General features: G+C 60.9%; 15 protein-coding genes. 8 read left to right on the forward strand and 7 right to left on the reverse strand.

Going from position 1 to position 15,962, the window contains the following annotated elements; translation table 11 throughout:
- The first annotated feature begins 60 nt into the window (after positions 1 to 60).
- Positions 61 to 798 (forward strand): DUF599 domain-containing protein, encoded by a 738-nt coding sequence (locus tag VQ575_RS07625; RefSeq protein ID WP_039594139.1) that lies wholly within the window; start codon positions 61 to 63, stop codon positions 796 to 798.
- 76 nt (positions 799 to 874) lie between these two features.
- On the opposite strand, the gene VQ575_RS07630 is transcribed toward VQ575_RS07625, so the two are convergent.
- Positions 875 to 1,126 carry a hypothetical protein gene (locus tag VQ575_RS07630; protein WP_030138335.1) on the reverse strand — a complete coding sequence of 84 codons (252 nt, stop codon included), beginning with the start codon at positions 1,124 to 1,126 and terminating at the stop codon, positions 875 to 877.
- 157 nt (positions 1,127 to 1,283) lie between these two features.
- Here VQ575_RS07630 and VQ575_RS07635 point away from each other — a divergent pair, with 157 nt between their 5' ends.
- The 4 genes from VQ575_RS07635 to VQ575_RS07650 all read left to right on the forward strand — a co-directional run bounded on the left by VQ575_RS07635 (position 1,284) and on the right by VQ575_RS07650 (position 5,008).
- Positions 1,284 to 1,760, forward strand: coding sequence for a PaaI family thioesterase (locus VQ575_RS07635; RefSeq protein WP_045156621.1), 477 nt, complete (start codon positions 1,284 to 1,286; stop codon positions 1,758 to 1,760).
- A complete protein-coding gene (locus VQ575_RS07640; protein ID WP_039594141.1) occupies positions 1,757 to 2,218 on the forward strand; it encodes a PaaI family thioesterase in 462 nt (153 codons plus the stop codon). Before VQ575_RS07635 ends, VQ575_RS07640 begins: the two co-directional genes overlap by 4 nt.
- Before the next feature lie 87 nt (positions 2,219 to 2,305).
- Positions 2,306 to 4,210: a molecular chaperone HtpG gene (gene htpG, locus VQ575_RS07645; RefSeq protein WP_039594182.1), complete on the forward strand. Its 1,905-nt coding sequence runs from the start codon at positions 2,306 to 2,308 to the stop codon at positions 4,208 to 4,210.
- Positions 4,211 to 4,279: 69 nt separating this feature from the next.
- Complete coding sequence (locus VQ575_RS07650) at positions 4,280 to 5,008, forward strand: dienelactone hydrolase family protein (protein ID WP_039594142.1); 729 nt, start codon at positions 4,280 to 4,282, stop codon at positions 5,006 to 5,008.
- A gap of 58 nt (positions 5,009 to 5,066) precedes the next feature.
- On the opposite strand, the gene VQ575_RS07655 is transcribed toward VQ575_RS07650, so the two are convergent.
- Complete coding sequence (locus VQ575_RS07655) at positions 5,067 to 5,927, reverse strand: pirin family protein (RefSeq protein WP_325919400.1); 861 nt, start codon at positions 5,925 to 5,927, stop codon at positions 5,067 to 5,069.
- 142 nt (positions 5,928 to 6,069) lie between these two features.
- Here VQ575_RS07655 and VQ575_RS07660 point away from each other — a divergent pair, with 142 nt between their 5' ends.
- Together VQ575_RS07660 and VQ575_RS07665 are read left to right on the forward strand one after the other, a co-directional pair.
- Complete coding sequence (locus VQ575_RS07660; RefSeq protein WP_080942567.1) at positions 6,070 to 7,062, forward strand: amidohydrolase family protein; 993 nt, start codon at positions 6,070 to 6,072, stop codon at positions 7,060 to 7,062.
- A 103-nt stretch (positions 7,063 to 7,165) separates the two neighbouring features.
- Entirely contained in the window at positions 7,166 to 7,630 is a 465-nt protein-coding gene (locus tag VQ575_RS07665) for a DUF3859 domain-containing protein (protein ID WP_045156619.1), read from the forward strand.
- A gap of 131 nt (positions 7,631 to 7,761) precedes the next feature.
- Here VQ575_RS07665 and fabB read toward each other — a convergent pair whose 3' ends face one another.
- From fabB to VQ575_RS07690, 5 genes are all read right to left on the reverse strand, one after another.
- Positions 7,762 to 8,982 (reverse strand): beta-ketoacyl-ACP synthase I, encoded by a 1,221-nt coding sequence (gene fabB / locus VQ575_RS07670; RefSeq protein WP_039594146.1) that lies wholly within the window; start codon positions 8,980 to 8,982, stop codon positions 7,762 to 7,764.
- Positions 8,983 to 8,993: 11 nt separating this feature from the next.
- The gene (gene fabA, locus VQ575_RS07675; protein ID WP_030138344.1) at positions 8,994 to 9,509 is read right to left on the reverse strand and encodes a 3-hydroxyacyl-[acyl-carrier-protein] dehydratase FabA; all 516 of its coding nucleotides are present in this window, start codon (positions 9,507 to 9,509) and stop codon (positions 8,994 to 8,996) included.
- Between the two features lie 250 nt (positions 9,510 to 9,759).
- Positions 9,760 to 11,661, reverse strand: a complete 1,902-nt coding sequence (locus VQ575_RS07680) for an ATP-binding protein (RefSeq protein ID WP_045156618.1) — start codon at positions 11,659 to 11,661, stop codon at positions 9,760 to 9,762.
- Entirely contained in the window at positions 11,658 to 12,590 is a 933-nt protein-coding gene (locus VQ575_RS07685) for an ABC transporter substrate-binding protein (protein WP_198723513.1), read from the reverse strand. Before VQ575_RS07685 ends, VQ575_RS07680 begins: the two co-directional genes overlap by 4 nt.
- Positions 12,591 to 14,714, reverse strand: a complete 2,124-nt coding sequence (locus VQ575_RS07690; RefSeq protein WP_198723511.1) for a TonB-dependent receptor plug domain-containing protein — start codon at positions 14,712 to 14,714, stop codon at positions 12,591 to 12,593.
- Between the two features lie 201 nt (positions 14,715 to 14,915).
- Between VQ575_RS07690 and VQ575_RS07695 the strand changes: the two genes are divergently transcribed.
- Positions 14,916 to 15,941: an NAD(P)H-dependent glycerol-3-phosphate dehydrogenase gene (locus VQ575_RS07695; RefSeq protein ID WP_039594150.1), complete on the forward strand. Its 1,026-nt coding sequence runs from the start codon at positions 14,916 to 14,918 to the stop codon at positions 15,939 to 15,941.
- Positions 15,942 to 15,962 lie beyond the last annotated feature (21 nt).

Below are 15,962 nucleotides of genomic sequence, written 5' to 3' on the forward strand. Positions count from 1 at the left end.
TCTCCGCCAGGGTTCGCTGATACTATTGCCACCGATTTTGTTTCTGCCACAGGGAATTGCATGTCATTCATCCAAGCCAACCTGATCCATCTCCTGGCCGCGGTATGGTTCATTGTCTGCTGGGCCGGCTATACCCGTTACGCCTCCTGGAAAGCCCGCGACACGGCCTGCCTGGCCAGCGTGATGCACTTGTACCGTGAGGACTGGATGCGTCGCATGCTGCTGCGTGACAACCGAATCGCCGACGCCAGCGTGATCGGCAACCTGGAGCGCAATGCTTCGTTTTTCGCCTCCAGCACGCTGATCATCCTGGCCGGTATCCTGACGGTGCTGGGAGCATCCGATCGGGCGGTGTCGTTGCTGGCGGACCTGCCACTCGTGCAACAGGCCTCCCAAGGCATGGCGGAAGTGAAGCTGCTGTGCCTGGCGCTGGTGTTTGTCTATGCGTTCTTCACGTTCAGTTGGTGCATGCGCCAATACAATTTTGCGGCCGTCCTGGTGGGATCGGCGCCGATGATTGGCGAGCGGCACGTGTCCGAGCTGGAGCGCAAGGCCTTCGCTTCGCGGGCCGCGCGGGTTATTTCCATGGCGGCCAACCAGTTCAACTTCGGCCTGCGTGCTTATTACTTTGGAATGACCATGTTGGCCTGGTTCGTCAGCCCCTGGTTATTCATGTTGATGAGTGCCGGCGTGGTGTTTGTGTTGTATCAGCGCGAATTTCATTCGGACGTGCTGGACGTCATGGTCTATACACCTACCGAGGCGCCAGCGCCTGAAACCGTCAAGGAAACCGCCTGACGGCGCCGCTGCTTGTTGAATCGCATGCAAAAGAAAACCCGCACCAGGCGGGTTTTCCTTTATCGCTAAAACCGTATCAGTTGGTTTTAGGTGCGGTAGCAGGCGCTTGTTCCTGCTGGGCGGCACTGTTCGATTCAGACTGAGCTTTGGCAGCTTCGGCGTTTTCTTTCGCCGCGTCGTTCACTTTATCCTGTGCTTTGTTCATGTCTTGCTGAGCTTGCTCAGCGTGTTGGTTGGCATCTTGAGCTTTGTCCTCGGATTTTTTATCGCAGGCAGCGAGACCGAGGGAGGCGGCCAACATCAAGGCAATAGCAAAAGTCTTACGCATGGGGTGTTTCTCCTTATGGATATAACTACTGGCCTTTTGAGCACGCACCCTCTGGTTAAGTTCCTCTTTTGCGCTAGATATATAACTTTGCAACCAGCGGAACTTTATTGCACACAACTGTTGTCGGCCGCCTTCACACATCAGGGCATTTACGAATATGGCTGAAGATCCCGTTTTTGAGCGTGCGGCCCGCTTCTTGTCGGCGCTCAGGCACTGTCATGTGCTGGGCATCAAACTGCACAGCGCCAGTCGCGAAGGGCTCACGCTGGAGCTGCCCTTTAGTCCGCATATTGTCGGCAATCCCCTGACGGGAATTGTCCACGGCGGAGCGCTGACTTCGTTGATGGATACTGCCTGCGGTATGTCGACCTTATGTGTGCTGCCGCAATTCGAAGTCTGCCCGACATTGGACCTGCGCATCGACTACATGCACGCTGCCATGCCCAACAAGGCCATTTATGGCTTCGCCCAATGTTATCGGGTCACGCCGGATGTGATTTTCAGCCGGGGATTTGCCTACCAGGACGATCCCGAGCACCCCATCGCCCATGTGGTGGGCACGTTCATGCGCCTGGGTGACAGCGCTCGGGGAATAAAGAGGAGTGGCCTGACGGCTGCCGCGCAAAAGCCATGACCAATATGACCGAAGAGCACCTGCGCCAAGCCTGCGAGCAAGGCGACTTCGCGATGCTGCTGGCCTCGATTCCCTACGCGCAACTCATCGGAGTCGAATGCACGCGCCAGGGCGATGAGCTGCTGTTTCGCCTCCCGGCCAATAAGGACAACATTGGTAACCCTTTATTGCCCGCCATCCACGGTGGGGTCATCGCCGGTTTCATGGAGCTGTCGGCTGCGGTTCATTTGCTGATCGCCACTCGTGCGACCGGTGTGCCGAAAATCATCGATTTTTCCCTGGATTACCTGCGCGCCGGGCAGTTTCGCGACACCTATGCCAAATGCCAGGTCTGGCGCCAGGGGCGGCGCGTGGCCAACGTGGCCATTACCGCCTGGCAGGAAACCGAAGCCGAACCCATTGCAACGGCCCGGGCCCATTTCAAGATACCGGCCCCTTCCAGGCCGACCGACACTTGAAATCATCGTCGTTGCCCCCACCTTGTGAACATCCCGCCGCCAATCTCTGCGAGGCGGACACCACCATCCACTTGGAGTTTGATGACCATGAGCGTGGAAACTCAAAAGGAAACCCTGGGCTTCCAGACCGAGGTGAAGCAACTGCTGCACCTGATGATTCACTCGCTGTATTCGAATAAGGAAATTTTCCTTCGCGAGCTGATTTCGAACGCCTCCGACGCTGTCGACAAATTACGTTTCGAAGCGCTGTCCAAGCCAGAATTGCTGGAAGGCGGCGCCGAGCTGAAAATCCGTGTGAGCTTCGACAAGGACGCCAAGACCGTCACCCTCGAAGACAACGGCATCGGCATGAGCCGCGACGAGGTGATCACGCACCTGGGCACCATCGCCAAGTCCGGCACCGCCGATTTCATGAAGAACCTGTCCGGCGACCAAAAGAAAGATTCCCACCTGATCGGTCAGTTCGGCGTCGGTTTCTATTCGGCGTTCATCGTTGCCGAGCAGGTCGAAGTGTTCAGCCGCCGTGCCGGCCTCGCCGCGAGCGAAGGCGTGCACTGGTCGTCAAAGGGCGAGGGCGAGTTTGAAGTCGCCACTGTCGACAAGGCTGACCGCGGTACCCGCATTGTCCTGCACCTCAAGTCCGGCGAAGACGAGTTCGCCGATGGCTGGCGCCTGCGCAACATCATCAAGAAGTACTCCGACCACATCGCGCTGCCGATCGAGCTGCCGAAGGAAGTCACCGCTGCCGAAGGTGAAGAAAAGCCTGAAGTGGAATGGGAAACCGTCAACCGCGCCAGTGCCCTGTGGACCCGTCCGCGCACCGAGGTGAAGGACGAGGAATACCAGGAGTTCTACAAGCACATCGCCCATGATTACGAAAACCCGCTGAGCTGGAGCCATAACAAGGTCGAAGGCAAGCTGGAATACAATTCGCTGCTGTACGTGCCGGCCCGCGCGCCGTTCGACCTGTACCAGCGCGAAGCGCCACGCGGCCTGAAGTTGTATGTGCAGCGCGTGTTCGTGATGGACCAGGCCGAATCGTTCCTGCCGCTGTACCTGCGCTTCATCAAGGGTGTGGTGGATTCCAACGACCTGTCGCTGAACGTTTCGCGGGAAATCCTGCAGAAAGACCCGATCATCGATTCCATGAAGACAGCACTGACCAAGCGCGTGCTGGACATGCTGGAAAAACTGGCGAAGAACGAGCCAGAGCAGTACAAGAGCTTCTGGAAGAACTTTGGCCAGGTCATGAAGGAAGGCCCGGCCGAAGACTTCGCCAATAAAGAGAAGATCGCCGGCCTGCTGCGTTTTGCCTCGACCCAGGGCGAAGATGGCGAGCAAATCGTCAGCCTGGCCGACTACCTGGCTCGCGCCAAGGAAGGCCAGGACAAGATCTACTACCTGACCGGCGAAACTTATGCACAGGTCAAGAACAGCCCGCACCTGGAGGTCTTCCGCAAGAAAGGCATCGAAGTGCTGTTGCTGACGGATCGCATCGACGAGTGGCTGATGAGCTACCTCAACGAGTTCGACGGCAAGAGCTTCGTCGACGTGGCCCGTGGCGACCTGGACCTCGGTAACTTGGATTCGGAAGAAGACAAGAAAGCCGCCGAAGAAGTCGCCAAGAGCAAGGAAGGCCTGGTCGAGCGGATCAAGACTGCGTTGGGCGAAGCCGTCAGCGAAGTGCGGGTCTCGCATCGCTTGACCGATTCCCCGGCGATCCTGGCCATCGGCGAGCAGGACCTTGGCCTGCAAATGCGCCAGATCCTCGAAGCCAGCGGTCAGAAAGTCCCGGACTCCAAGCCGATCTTCGAATTCAACCCTGCCCACCCGCTGGTCGAGAAGCTCGACAGCGAGCAGAACGAAGAGCGTTTCGGCGACTTGTCGCACATTCTCTTCGACCAGGCGGCCCTGGCGGCCGGCGACAGCTTGAAAGACCCGGCGGCCTATGTCCGTCGCCTGAACAAGCTGTTGGTTGAACTGTCAGCTTAATCAAGTTGAAGGAAAAACCCGCTTCGGCGGGTTTTTTCATTTCCATTGTTCCGCCAAGGGGAGTCAATCATGAGTCAGATTACGGTTCGTTCGGTGGTGTACCAGCTCGATGGCCAAACCTATGAAAGCCGCCTGGCCTTCGATACAAATCAGCAAGGCCCGCGCCCGGGGTTGCTGATGGCACCGAATTGGATGGGGGTAGGCGCGGGGGCCGAGGAAATCGCCCGGTCGGTGGCGGCGAACGGTTACGTGGTGCTGATTGCCGACTTGTATGGGCAGACGGTGCGCCCAACCAATGCCGACGAGGCCGGTGCGGCGATGATGCCGCTCAAGAATGACCGGGCCCTCTTGCGCAAGCGCATGCAGGCTGCGTTCGAGCAGTTGCAAAGCCAAGGCGAAGCGCAGGTTGACGTTTCAAACCTGGCCACGTTCGGCTTCTGTTTTGGTGGTTGCTGTGCCCTGGAACTGGCTCGCACCGGTGCACCGCTCAAGGCTGCGATTTCGTTCCACGGCACCCTGGATACGCCTGACCCGGCCGACGCCCAGTACATCAAGGGCGCGGTGTTGGTCATGCACGGCGCCTCCGACCCGTTGGTGCCGAAAGAGCAACTGCCGGCCTTCGAAGATGAAATGAACGCGGCTGGGGTGGATTGGCAATTGCTGAGCTACGGTGGCGCGGTGCATTCCTTTACCGACCCGCAGGCCAACGTGCCGGGCAAGATGATGTACAACGCCAAGGTCGCCGGGCGCGCGTTCCGCGCGATGCACAATTTGCTCGATGAAGTGTTCAAGGGTTGATGGTCTTGCATAACCCCGTGGCGAGGGAGCAAGCTCCCTCGCCACGTTGCGCGTACCACTAGGGCAGTTCGATCCGCTCGCTTTCCCCGGGCACGGTTGGCCAATCCCCGGCCGCCCAGCGCCGGCGGGCTTCGTCTATCCGGGCCGGGTCGCTGGAAACAAAATTCCAGTTCATCCGCCGTGGCCCGTCCAGGGGTGCACCGCCGAACAGCACGGCATGGCAATCGCTATCGGCGAACAGTGTCATTTCCTCGTCGCTCGGTAATATCACCAAGGAGTGGGTTTCTACCGGCTCCCCATCCAATAGCGCCTCGCCGCTCAGCACATACAGGGCCCGCTCCGCATGCTCGGTGGGAATCAGCAGCGTCGTCGCGGTTTGCAGGTGAAGTTCGGCATACAACGTAGAGGACAGCACCGGAACCGGCGATTCGAGGCAAAAGCCTGACCCGGCGATCATGCGAATGATGACGCCCAGGTTCTCGCTGACTGGGAGGCTGCTGGCCGGATGATGACTATAGTGCCCAGGGCCTTCTTCTTGGGATTGGGGTGAAGCCAGCCAGACTTGCAGCCCATGCATGACAAATCCACGCTCCAACAAGGCTTGTGGAGTGCGCTCGACATGGGCAATCGCGCTGCCAGCGGTCATCCAGCTGACGTCTCCGGCGTTTACCACCTGATCGGAGCCGAGGCTGTCCTTGTGCTGGATCTGTCCTTCGAACAGGTAGGTGAGGGTGGAGAGGCCGATATGCGGATGCTGGCGAATGTTCATGCCTTTACCCGCCGCGTAGGACGTCTGCAGCATGTGATCGAAAAACACGAAAGGTCCCACGCTGCGGCATTTGGCGGACGGCAGTGGTCGAAGAATCGGCTGGCCTTCCACGTCTTCTGCACGGGGGCGAACGATCAGGGGAGCGGTCATGGTGGCTTCCAGGTTGAGCGACGAATGCGCAGAGCATAACCGAGCTTGCAACGCACGGCAGCCAAGGCTGAACCCAGGCGGGACGGCGGGGGTCTATGCTGCTCATGGCCTTTGGAGAATCCCCGTGCCCTTGATCCGTTTGATGCTCGCCTGTTTGCTGGCCGTTACCGGCAGCGCCGCCGTGGCTCGCGAATATGCCTACAGTGACGCGCACCTGCATTACGTCGATTTCTTCCAGGAAAGCGCCGGCATGCCTAAGCTCCTCAAGGCAATGGCGGACAATCGCATCGAGCACGTCATGATTTCCGGCGTGCCGGTGGCGAAGAAATGGCATGAAGACGAACCCAAGCGCCCGCGTTATTACGCCGGTGATGATGCGGATGCCTATTGGTACAGCGCCACCGATGTGATCGTTGCGGCGGCGGTATCCAAGCTCCCCGCCGAGCAACGCCAGCACTTCCATCCCTTCCTGTCGGGCTTCAACCCCAACGACAAGAACTCCGATGCGCATATCCAGCGCATGCTCGATCTCTATCCGGGGCTGTGGCAAGGCATCGGCGAAGTATTCACGCGTCATGACGACCTGACGGCGCTGACCTCCGGCGACACGCCGCGGGCCAACAACGAGGCCATGACGCGCATCTATCACCTGGCGGCGGAGAACGATCTGCCGGTAATGCTGCATTCCAACATCACCTCCAAGCGCGAAAGAAATCCGCTGTACCTGGCAGAAATCGAAGAACCGTTACGCAATCATCCACACACGCGGTTCATCTGGGCCCATGCAGGCACGAGCATGGAGATTCACCGACACCAGACACAGTTGCCCTTCCTGCTGCCTACCCTGACGCGGATGCTTGAGTCTTATCCCAATCTTTTCATCGACCTTTCCTGGAGCATGCTCACGCCGTATTTGCTGGATGAGACCGGCAAGCCCCGGGATGAGTGGCTAAAGCTGGTGGAGCGCTTCCCGGAGCGCTTCATGGTGGGGTCGGACGTGGTAGGACGATTCAACAAATTGGGTAAGGAATTGCGCAGCTTCGATCCGTTCCTCGATGCGTTGCCGGAAGACGTGGCGAGGAAAGTGGCGCGGGATAACTTCCTGGCAGTGTTGCCCCGTTCAGTCCCGCGTTGAGATCGCCCCTCGCCACAGAAGCGATCTGCATGAACTTGGCTTTGTCATCAGCCTGTCACCCCCGCGTCATACCCTCGCGCTCATCTCAATCAAGGAGCGCACCATGCACCTCACCCGTTCAAGCGCACTGCTCGCGCTGTTGTTGACCTGCGGCCTGGCCCAGGCGGAAGTTCGTGTCGAAGGCCCAGTGGAGTACGGTGTCTTTGAAGGGCCCCAAGCCGAGCTGCAATCGGGCGAGCGGGTCCTGCGTCGCAGCAATGAGCAGATCCGCCAGACCGAAAGTGTTCCGGCCAAGCTGGGCACCAAGTTCGGCATGCGCTACCAGTTGGCGGGCAAGGTCGCGGATGACCAGCCGTTGACCCTGTTGTACTTCACCCCCGGTATCCGCACCCCCGACGGCGTGCGCCACGACAAGTTCGAAGTCATTCAGAAATTGGTACCCGGTGCGCCTCAGGATGTCATGGCCTACGAATTCACCGAAAGCCACGAAGTGGTGCCGGGGGAGTGGCGGTTCATGGTGTTCCAGGGGGATCGGTTGTTGACGCAGCAGCGGTTTGTCGTGCGCTGAATTCCACCCACTATAGGTCTCATGTGGGAGCGTGCAAAACCGTCCCCACAAAGAACCCAGGCATATTTGCCAGGCAAAAAAAACGCCCCGAACCAGTCGGGGCGTTTTGCTGTGCGGCGTAGCGGCGGGGCTTACTTGCCCTGCCAGCGCTTCATCACCAGGGTGGCGTTGGTGCCACCGAAGCCGAAGCTGTTGCTCATTACAGTATTGATGGTGGCGTTTTCACGAGTCTTGGTCAGGATCGGCAGGTCGGCCACTTCCGGATCCAGCTCGTCGATGTTGGCCGAGCCGGCCATGAAGTTGCCTTCCATCATCAGCATGCAGTAGATCGCTTCGTGAACGCCGGCGGCGCCCAGGGAGTGACCCGACAGGCTCTTGGTGGAGCTGATGGCCGGAGCCTTGTCACCGAACACTTCACGCACGCCTTTCATTTCCGCAACGTCGCCGACCGGGGTCGAGGTGCCGTGGGTGTTCAGGTAGTCGATAGGTGTGTCGACGGTGGACATGGCCATCTGCATGCAGCGCACGGCACCTTCGCCGCTTGGCGCAACCATGTCGTAGCCGTCGGAAGTGGCGCCGTAGCCGACGATTTCCGCGTAGATCTTCGCGCCACGGGCCAGGGCGTGTTCCAGCTCTTCGACCACGACCATGCCGCCACCGCCAGCGATGACGAAACCGTCACGGTCGGCGTCGTAGGCACGGGAAGCGGTTTGCGGGGTGTCGTTGCGTTTGCTGGAGAGGGCGCCCATTGCGTCGAACAGGAACGACTGGCTCCAGTGCTCTTCTTCACCGCCACCGGCGAAGACGATGTCCTGCTTGCCCATCTGGATCTGCTCGACAGCGTTGCCAATGCAGTGGGCACTGGTGGCGCAAGCGGAGGAGATCGAGTAGTTCAGGCCCTTGATCTTGAATGGCGTGGCCAGGCAGGCCGAAACGGTGCTGCCCATGGTCCGCGTGACGCGGTAAGGACCAACGCGCTTGACGCCTTTCTCGCGCAGGATGTCCAGCGCTTCCATCTGGTTCAGGGTCGACGCGCCGCCGGAACCGGCGATCAGGCCGGTGCGCACGTTGGACACCTGTTCGTCGGTCAAGCCGGAATCAGCGATGGCGTCCTTCATGGCCAGGTAGGCATAAGCCGCCGCGTGGCCGACGAAACGGTAGATCTTGCGATCGATCAGCTCTTCGAGGTTGAGGTCAATGGAGCCGGAAACCTGGCTACGCAGACCCATTTCGGCATATTCCGGGTTGTACCGGATGCCAGGGCGACTTGCACGCAGGTTAGCGGAGACGGTCTCTTTGTCATTGCCCAGGCACGAAACGATGCCCAGACCAGTGATAACGACGCGGCGCATGCGGATAACCCTTAGAAGTTGTCAGTGGAGGTGAAAACGCCGACCCGAAGGCCTTCGGCGGTGTAGATCTCGCGACCGTCGACAGCCACCGAACCATCGGCGATGGCCATGTTCAGCTTGCCCTTGAGGACGCGTTTGATATGGATGTTATAGGTGATCTTCTTCGCGGTCGGCAGGACCTGACCGAAGAACTTCACTTCGCCCGAACCCAGGGCGCGACCGCGACCCGGCAGGCCTTGCCAGCCGAGGAAGAAACCGACCAGCTGCCACATGGCGTCCAGGCCCAGGCAGCCCGGCATTACCGGATCGCCTTCGAAATGGCAGGCGAAGAACCACAGGTCCGGAGTGATATCCAGCTCGGCGACCAATTCACCTTTGCCGTACTTGCCACCCTCGTCGCTGATATGGGTGATGCGATCCACCATCAGCATGTTCGGGGCGGGCAGTTGCGCGTTACCTGGGCCGAACAGCTCACCGCGACTGCAGCGCAGCAGATCTTCCCGAGTAAAGGCGTTTTGTTTGGTCATGCGAGCTCCTCAATAGTCCCATGCGGCAGGGTGGGGCAAATCTTCCCGGCCGATCGAAGCGTTCATGCCTCGAGTCGGCAGCCTACTCATAGACTATTGCGTTGTAGTGAAAGTCACAGCACACGGGAAAATCGATGTACACCTGTGCACTGAAATAGTTATTCCTTCCCCGATCGAGGCGTGGCCGGGTGCTTAAGACTGCCGCACTTTCGACTTTCACGCCAGTCGCAGATGGTCCAAGGGACTGCATTTACCCCACCCAGCGCTGCAGAATCTGCTGCAAGTCAATTCGTTTGAAGGGTTTGGCCAGGTAATCGTTCATGCCTGCTGCCAGGCAGGCTTCGCGGTCACCCTGCAGGGCGTTGGCGGTCAGGGCAATGATGGGCACCTCGGTGCAGCCGGGCAATTGACGGATTTGCCGCGTGGCTTCGTAACCATCGATCACCGGTAACCGGCAATCCATCAGGATCGCTTCGAAAATCAGGCTCTCGGCGCTGCGTACGGCCTGGGCGCCATCGGTGGCGACGCTGACCTTGAAGCCGAGGCTGCGCAGCATCGCTTCGATCACCGTCTGGTTCACCGGATTGTCCTCCACCAACAAGACGTTACGGCCTTCTCCATCGCCAGTTCCTCCCGGCAGGCGTGGGGTCAGCGGCGCGGGGGCCTGGCGCGACAGGGCCAACGGAATTTCCAGGGTAAACACGGAGCCCTGGCCCTCCTGGCTCTGCGCTCTGAGCGTGCCACCCATGCGTTCGGCCAGGGTGCGGGCAATGGGCAAGCCCAGGCCGGTGCCGCCGTAGCGCCTCGAAATCGAACTGTCGGCTTGCTGGAAGGCATCGAACATGCGCTCCAGGCTTTCGGCCGGAATGCCGATGCCGCTGTCGCGCACCGTGCAGGTGAACCACAGCAGTTCGTGATCCAGGGCTTGCCATTGGCACTGCACGGTAACGCGACCCTGGTCGGTGAATTTCAGCGCATTGCCGATCAGGTTGACGAGGATCTGCCGGATCCGCGTCGGGTCGCCTTGTACCTGCAGCGGCTTCATGTCGGCGGGGACCAGCAGGTCCAGGCCCAGCTTGCGCTGCGCGGCGCTGTGCTGGAACGACTGGGCGCAATTGCCCACCAGCTCGGCCAGGTTGAACGGGATATGTTCCAGCTCAAGTGCAGAGCGTTCGATGCGCGAGAAGTCGAGAATGTCGTTGATGACCTTCAACAGGTGCTCGGTGGATTCCGATGCCAGCGCGGTGTATTCGTGCTGCTCATCGGTCATGTGGGTGGTTTCCAGCAATTGCAGCATGCCCAGCACGCCATTCATGGGCGTGCGCAGTTCGTGGCTCATCATCGCCAGGAATTCCGACTTGGCGCTGTTGGCCTTTTCCGCTTCCTCCCGGGTCTTGATCAATTGCGCCATGGCCTGGTGTTGTTCGCGGCTTGCTTGTTCGAGGCCCGCGGCCAAGTTGTTGATATGGCGCGACAGGGCGCCCAACTCACCGTCGTCGACAATGGGCAAGGGCATGCTGTAGTCGCCCTGTTGGATAGCCTCGACCGCATGACCGATGTCGCGAATCGGCTGCGACAGGCTCGCTGCCAGGCGGCGCGCCACCAGGAACGTGAACAGCAGCGCAAACAGGGCCAGGACCGCGGCCTTGAGCAGGATCTCCTGCTGCCGTTGGCTGAAGGCGTCGTTGGACATGCCGACAATGACGCGGCCCAGGTAATCCTCGCCTGGCGCCTCGGTGGACGGGGTGTTGCCCTGCAGGAAGTCATTGTTCAGGGTAATGCGCTGCAGGCGAACCGGGGCCTGGAACACTTCGACCTGCTGGGAATGATTGCGGGTTTGCGACGGTTGCTCGACATACACCAGGACCCGCTCAGTGCGGTCCTGGACTTCCAGGAAACGCACGTGAGGGGTGGCGAGCGTGGCCGTCAGCAGGCTCTCCAGTACGTCGTTGTTGCCCGAGATGACACCGTACTCCGCAGCCGGAGCCAGCTGATTGGCGATCAGTTGCCCGGTGTGGTTGAGTTCCTGGCGCAGGTCCTGGATTCGCACGAAGGTAAAAAAGCTGATCAACAGCACCGTCAGCAGGAGTGCCGGGCCAAGGGCTACGAGTTGGGTGCGGGTATTGATATCCCAACGGCGACGCAAGGTCATGGGCGGTGTTCTCCTTCTGCCAACTGCGCAGCGACGGATTCGGCGTCAATCGGTTCGATCCCCAGCGAGCGGGCGACCTGTTGATTGCTCAAGACTTTGAAGCGGGGCGGGTACAGGCTGCGCGGCCAGGTGGAAGCGGGGCGGTCCAGCAGTTCGTCGAGTATCGCCAGCCAGTCTTCCTGGTCGCTGTAGGTACTGGCCAGGCTGCCGGCCTTGACGAAGGCGGCGCTCGGCCCTATCAGCGCGCGTTGCCGGGCGTAGCTGCTGAGCAGCAGGTTCTTCACGGTCTTGGGGTTATAAAGGTCGGGGTCGTCCAGGCCCAGCAAGACATCGCTCTGGCCCAGCAGGTTCTGCAGCGGGCGGCTGTCGTTGGTGTCGTCCCAGCGTTCGCTGACGATCTCCAGGCCCAGCGGCAGCGCGGCCTGCTGAAGGTCCTTGAGCAGGAACTCGCTGTGCCTGTCGTACAGCACGCCGACCCGTCGCACTTGTGGCAGGACTTGACGAATAAGGCGCAATTGCCGGCCCATCGGCGGATCGCTCCAGAGCAGGCTCAGGTGGCCGGGTACCCCATCGCCCAGGCGTTCCCGGGCCTGCTGGCGACTGATGCGCAGCACCAGGGTGGCCGGTCCGCGAGGCGTTTGCAGGCGCCAATCGAGGCTCGGTGGGTCGAGCAGGATCAGGCGCACATCCTCAGGCAACCGATCCGGCGCCGGCAGGTTGGCCAAGGGAGCGAATCGCACGCGATCCTGGGGACGCCGGGCCTGCAAGGCCTGGGTAAATGACTGCACGCCGGCGCCGTCCTGGGCGCCAGTCAACAGGATCTCAGCGGCGCGGGCCTCGAGCGTGACCAGCAGGCTGGCAAATACCAGGCACGGCAACCACCACAGGCCGCCACGAAAGGGCGTCGTGCAAGGTTGGCCCCGGGCCATCTAGAAGGACAACTCCGCGCTGAAATACACGACATGGCGGGAGTCGTAGCGGTTGTCGGCGAACGTGGTTGGCTGATCATCGAGGCGCTGTTGCAGGGTGCCTGCCAGTTCCAGGCTGGCCTTGCCCAGGGGGATGCGCCGGGCGAGACGGGTATCGACCCGTTCGTAGCGATAGCCATTGAGGGCGTCGGCGGCGTAATAGAAGACCGCGCTGTTCCAGCCCCGGCCCCAGTCGCGCAGCCAGCCGGCCGAACCGCTGTTGCGTGCGGTCAATTGTTCGTCGAGGGGATTGCTGGCCTGCGCATCGACATAGGCGTAGGTCAGGCGCAGCCGATCGGCTTGGGTTACCCGCCAGTCGAGTTGGGTCTCGGCGCCGCTGAATTGCGATTCGTTGCTGTTGCTGGCGATGTACTGGTTGTTGCGCAACGGTTCGCTGATCATGCCGGTGATTTCGTCATGGAACAGCTTCACGTCCACCGCCAGGCCCCAATCCAGGAAGTAACCGTTGTAGCCCAGTTCCCGCGAGCGCATGTGTTCTTGGTCCAGGTTCCCCGGGCCGCGCGTGCGCACGAAATAACGGGCGCTGTCCTGGCCGAAGGCGGTGGGCCGCAGGTTGGTGACCTGATAGCTCCAATTGACGTTGTTCTCGAACATGTCCGGCGAGCGCACCGCCTCGGAGTAGACGGCCCTTAGGCCGTGTCGCGGGGTAATCAGGTAGTTGATCGCCATCCTTGGGGTCAGCGAGCTGCCCGTCAGGCGCGTGTCCTCGAACATCGCGCCACCCTGCAGCAACCAATGTTCGCTGGCTCGCCATTCGAGCTGGCCGAACAATCGGTAGGTGGTGTCATCCAGCGTGCCGTTGAAGTAGGTCTCCGAGTCGGCCCGGTCGTAGCGATAATTCGCCCCGGTAACCAGCCGCAGGCTGTCGGACAGGCTGAGGGTGTCCTGGATTTCCAGGTCATAGCGCGACTCCCGGGCGCTCTGGTCGATGTCGCCGCACAGCGTGCGGGAAGCGCCGTTGCGCCATTGATCGAGCACTTGATTGGCCAGCGCCTGTTCCTCGGCGGTGCCGGCGGGCGCCCCCGTGCCCAGGAAACTCGGAATGTTGCGCGCCAGTTTCTCGGCATAGTTGGGGTTGAGCTGCCATAGGTCGGTCAACTGCGGGCTGAACGACACCTCGGCATCGCAGGCGCGCCAGGTCTGCTGGCGATCCCAGTGTTGCATCGAGCCCTGTACGTAGAGGCTGTGATTGGGGGACAGGTCGAGGTTCCAGCGCAGCGAACCGGCGTAGTCCTTGGCAGTGACGTCGGAGTTATCCCCAGCCGCGGTAATCCCGGCGAATACTGGGCGATAGGTGTAGGGCCGCTGATTGGTTCCCTCCTTGGCGTTCAATTGCCAATCGATGCTCTGGTATTCGTCCAGGGTTTGGCTGACTGACAGGTTGAAGCGGTTCAGGCGCCGGCTGTCGCGGTAGTCGGCGCCGTTGCGATCGCTGTCGAAGCCGTCGTCTTCCTGGCCGGACAGCGAAAGTCGCATGTCACCGTTTTCCCAGCCACTGCCTTGGCTGGCGTACCAGTCGTTGATGCCGTTCTGGCCCCGGGTCATCTTGAAGCGGGTGCCGTGGCTGTCGGCGGGAGCGCGGGTGATGATATTGACGACGGCCATCAGGGCGTTGGCGCCGTAGCTGACGGTGTTGGGCCCGCGAAAGACCTCGATCCGCTCGATGTCTTCCATGGCGACCGGTATATCGCTCCAATCCACCGTCGCCAGGCCGGCGCGGTACACCGAACGGCCGTCGATCAGCACTTGCATGCGCCGCGCTTCGCTGGCGCTGGTGCCGTGGTAGTTGACCGTGGCCTGGTTGCCGCTGAGGTTGCCGACCATCATGCCGGGCACCAGGCGCAACAGTTCGCTGATGTCCCGGGCACCGCTGCCCTTGATTAATTCGCTGTCGAGCACGGTCATGCTGCCCGGTACCGCCGCCGGCGACTGTTTCAGGCGCGTGGCGGTCAGAACCTGGGGGAGGGGCTGGTTATCCACAAACAGGTCGTCGGCCACCGCTGGCGGGCTGATGATCAGCGCCAATAACAGGGATGAACCTGGACGGGAGGGGCCAACGGACACGGCACAGCCTTTGGATAAGAAGAAGGATGGCGGGCATGTTAACCGAGCCGAACGACTTTTCCATTCACGTTGACAGCATTTTCCTAGGGATTGGTGGTCAGCTTCCTACAGCGATGGGTAATTGCGGACGGGGCTGGTCGCGCTCCGGCTGCTCCGTATAATGCCCGGCATTGCCACTTGGTATGGAAGAGCGGATTGCATATGACTGAACAGCGCCCGATTGCGGTCCTGGGAGGCGGGAGTTTCGGCACCGCCGTGGCTAACCTGCTGGCGGAGAATGGTCACGCGGTGCGCCAATGGATGCGTGACCCGGAGCAGGCCGAGGCCATCCGGGTCAACCGGGAGAATCCGCGTTACCTCAAAGGCATCAAGATCCGGCCAGAAGTCGAACCGGTTACCGATCTACAGGTCACGCTCCAAGGCAGCGACCTGTTTTTCGTCGCCTTGCCCTCCAGCGCCCTGCGTTCGGTGCTGGCCCCCCATGCCGAAAGCTTGAGCGGCAAAATGCTGGTGAGCCTGACCAAGGGCATCGAGGCGCAGACCTTCAAACTGATGAGCGAGATCCTCGAAGAGATCGCCCCCAAGGCGCGAATCGGCGTGATCTCCGGGCCGAACCTGGCGCGCGAGATTGCCGAACATGCCCTGACGGCAACCGTGGTGGCCAGCGAAGATGAAGCGTTGTGCCAGTGCGTCCAGGCTGCACTGCATGGCCGCACATTCCGCGTCTATGCCAGCGCCGATCGTTTCGGCGTGGAACTGGGCGGGGCGCTGAAGAACGTCTACGCGATCATTGCCGGCATGGCGGTCGCGCTGGGCATGGGCGAGAACACCAAGAGCATGCTAATCACCCGGGCACTGGCGGAAATGACCCGTTTCGCGGTCAGCCAGGGCGCCAATCCGATGACCTTTCTCGGGCTGGCCGGGGTCGGTGACCTGATCGTCACCTGTTCCTCGCCCAAGAGCCGCAACTACCAGGTGGGGTTTGCCCTCGGCCAGGGCCTGAGCCTGGACGAGGCCGTGTCGCGCCTGGGGGAAGTGGCCGAAGGGGTCAACACGCTCAAGGTACTCAAGGCCAAATCCCAGGAGGCCGGCGTGTACATGCCGCTGGTCGCCGGTCTGCATGCGATCCTGTTCGAAGGACGCACGCTGGAACAGGTGATTGAACTGTTGATGCGTGGCGAACCCAAGACTGACGTCGACTTTATTTCCACCAGTGGTTTCAACTGAGCCTCTTTTTACCGCAAGCAG

It is taken from the genome of Pseudomonas frederiksbergensis, from assembly GCF_035751725.1.
Taxonomy (GTDB): Bacteria; Pseudomonadota; Gammaproteobacteria; order Pseudomonadales; family Pseudomonadaceae; genus Aquipseudomonas; species Aquipseudomonas frederiksbergensis_A.